Origin of the sequence: Klebsiella sp. 2-CIP_Kleb. (genome assembly GCF_050378715.1) — a bacterium.
Taxonomy (GTDB): domain Bacteria; phylum Pseudomonadota; class Gammaproteobacteria; order Enterobacterales; family Enterobacteriaceae; genus Klebsiella; species Klebsiella quasipneumoniae.
The window spans coordinates 1-3,036 of sequence record NZ_JBNRLG010000023.1 but is presented as its reverse complement, the minus strand read 5'-3'; the positions used below and the strand labels follow the sequence as shown (position 1 = coordinate 3,036).

Sequence of the window (3,036 nt, the reverse complement as noted above, 5' to 3'; positions counted from 1 at the left end):
TCGCGTTTAAACTCTGCGCTGAAATTTCTTTTTTTCATTATGGCACCTGTGTTGTTCTGAGGTGAGCATATCACCTCTGTTCAGGTGGCCAAATTCAGTAAACCACTTCACACACGATTTCCTGCTTTACCGGCGCGAACTCCTCCAGACCAAGACAAGGCTCCCCGCGCAGCTCCCGCACGGTTCGTTCCAGCACGACGTTAAAATGCTTCCTGATAAAGCGAATATCTGTATCCGCCAGTTGAAGCACCGTTTTGATGCCCATCGACTCCAGCTTTTTACTGATTCGGCGCCCAACCCCCCAGACCTCATCCACCGGCAGCAAAGCCATCAACTTCCTCTGCCTTTCCAGATTAGACAGATCCACCACTCCTCCGGTCTGCCGCTGCCACTGTTTCGCCGCGTGATTGGCCAGTTTTGCCAGGGTTTTAGTCTGGGCTATGCCGACGCCGACCGTGAGGTGCGTCCTGCGCAGAACCGTCTCACGAATTTCCCTGCCAAAGTCGGTAAGATCGCGACAGTTACGCACACCAGTCAGATCGCAAAATGCCTCATCAATACTGTAAATTTCGCAGCGTGGAGAGAGTTCCTCCAGCGTTGTCATCACTCGGTTGGACATATCGGCATAAAGCTCATAGTTGCTGCTAAACGCGATAATACCGTGCCGGCGAAACATGTCCTTTTGCTTGAAATAAGGCTCACCCATTTTGACGAAGGGCTTAGCCTCTTGCGAACGGGCGATCACGCAACCGTCGTTGTTTGACAGGACGACCACCGGCCGCCCCTTCAGGTCAGGACGAAATACGGTCTCGCACGATGCGTAAAATGAGTTCACATCGCAAAGTGCAAACATTTCAGCCAGCCGATTTAATGATGTACGTAACCACCCCGAACACATCGAGAGTATCCTCGCTACCGACGACTATCGGCGAATATGCAGGGTTCATTGGGTTAAGCTGAACCCGCGGATGCAGCTGCAGCTTCTTAACGGTGAATTCCCCATCCACTGCAGCGATAACGATATCGCCATGAACTGCTGTCCTTGAGCTATCCACAACAAGAAGATCACCCTCCCCTATGCCGGCGTCTTTCATACTGTCGCCCGCGGCTTTGACAAAATACGTCGCACTGGGGTGGTTAACGAGCAACTCGTTCAGATCGATGCGTTGCTCAACATAATCCTGTGCAGGACTTGGAAAACCACATTGCACAAGGTCGCTGTACAACGGGAGCAGCATGATCTGACGTAACTCAACGGGAGTGTAGAACTGCATAATAGTCTCGCTCACATTAATACTGTTTTTATATACAGTAGTTTTAACAGGGCGACATATCAATATAGGCTCTGGCTATCAATTTATGTCATTGCCGTAACACATTGATGTAACGAGTAAGGTAAGTCTTAAAGTGTTTTCAGGCCTTAGCTGTTTGATGGTTTTACAAACAGGGTGCGGTTAAAATTTTTCAGCTATGGCAATGCCTTCATAGCAAATTGCTCACCTGCGATCTCTTGCATACGGTTCGCAGGTGAGCAAACTTAACCGGCTGGTAAATATTTATAAATCGTCTTCACTCCCTCCTATCACATAGGCCGCCGATCCGATGTTTTAACTGCTCAGACCAGAAATATCTGGAAGCTTTAGGCATCTTCTTGGAAGATAGATGAGCGCAAAGACGCACACAGCAATGATGTTATGTAGTATTTTCCCCTTGAGTGTGCCTGCTCAAGGGGATTTTTTATCGCCGTATTGTACTGGCAAATATTTGTAAATAGTCTTCACCCCCACGCCTGTCACATCGGCCACACGCGACTGGACAAGCGGTTAGTCCGGTATGTTTCTCGCGCTACTACTGCTTACGTTAACGTCTGGTAATGATCTAGCGGCGCGACGTAAAGCGGCGTTGAAAGCAATTATAGTGACCGGCCGGCGTTGGTACTTCACACGGTTAGAATGGCTCTGAAATAAAAAAACATCTTCTGGATAGCGTTCTCTTCTACGAGCAATGATCCCCTCCACTGGAGGGGTTGATTCAACACGTAGCTCCTTCAGGTGACCCTGTTTTCGTATCAGTATCAAGCCATCATCAATATCATCATATCGAATACTCAGCAGCCTTCCAGCGCTTAAACCTGTGTGAAAAATTAACGCCCACAAGTCTGCCCATGTATCTGAGATGGAAACAAGATTGCTGTTAATAGTTAAAAATTGTTCAAAACTTATTGTTTTCTTACCGTTCACGAACAAACCAAACTGTTTTCAAAACTGAAAGTACTTATTATCTCAAATGTTACATATCACGGGAAGGGCAGGAATCCTTGATCGCGGACGGCAGCAGGAAAGTATTTGTAGATCGTCTTCACCCCCACCCCTATCACATCAGCCACCTGCTGCCGGGTAGCGCCGTTCTCCAGCATTCTGCGGCACCGCTCCACAACCTCAGTGGTCATTACCCGGCGGCGTCCGCCTACTCTCCCCTGCTCCCTCGCTGCGGCTAAACCGGCTCGGGTACGCTCGACGATCAGCTCGCGCTCCATTTCCGCCAGGGCGCTCATGACGTGGAAGAAAAAGCGGCCTGCTGGCGTACTGGTATCGATGCTGTCGGTAAGACTGCGAAAATTCACCCCGCGCGCCTGCAGCTCCGACACGAGTGTAATCAAATCGCGCACGCTGCGACCCAGCCTGTCCAGCTTCCAGACCACCAGCACATCGCCCGGGCGCAGCCGCCGTAAGGCGCGCTTTAACCCTGGGCGTCTGGCATTTTTCCCGCTCGCTGTGTCTTCGAAAATCTGCTCACATTCTGCGCGAACCAGCGCATTTTTCTGCAAATCGAGGTTTTGATCGCCGGTAGATACCCGCGCATAGCCAATCAGCATTATGCAACCCTTTGAAAAGGCAGATTGTAAATTGCCGATATTGTTCGCGTAAACCTGGGTTCAAGCGAACCTGGGTTTGGAGCGGATATGTCTATGACGACAATTGGTAAAACAGTCGGAGATATCGTCAGGTCGCCATACATTATTACCGGGCATGCCAG

At 49.9% G+C, this 3,036-nt stretch carries 3 protein-coding genes and 1 pseudogene; all 4 read right to left on the bottom strand.

Annotated elements, in window-relative coordinates; genetic code table 11:
- Window positions 1-109: 109 nt before the first annotated feature.
- Window positions 110-853 (bottom strand): annotated as a pseudogene (gene umuC / locus ACQUTP_RS25645) (translesion error-prone DNA polymerase V subunit UmuC); the annotation flags it as partial.
- Window position 854: 1 nt separating this feature from the next.
- The gene (locus ACQUTP_RS25640) at window positions 855-1,274 is read right to left on the bottom strand and encodes a translesion error-prone DNA polymerase V autoproteolytic subunit (RefSeq protein WP_004179627.1); all 420 of its coding nucleotides are present in this window, start codon (window positions 1,272-1,274) and stop codon (window positions 855-857) included.
- A gap of 549 nt (window positions 1,275-1,823) precedes the next feature.
- Entirely contained in the window at window positions 1,824-2,246 is a 423-nt protein-coding gene (locus tag ACQUTP_RS25635; protein WP_004892499.1) for a hypothetical protein, read from the bottom strand.
- A 50-nt stretch (window positions 2,247-2,296) separates the two neighbouring features.
- The gene (locus ACQUTP_RS25630; RefSeq protein ID WP_065804474.1) at window positions 2,297-2,875 is read right to left on the bottom strand and encodes a recombinase family protein; all 579 of its coding nucleotides are present in this window, start codon (window positions 2,873-2,875) and stop codon (window positions 2,297-2,299) included.
- Window positions 2,876-3,036: the final 161 nt, after the last annotated feature.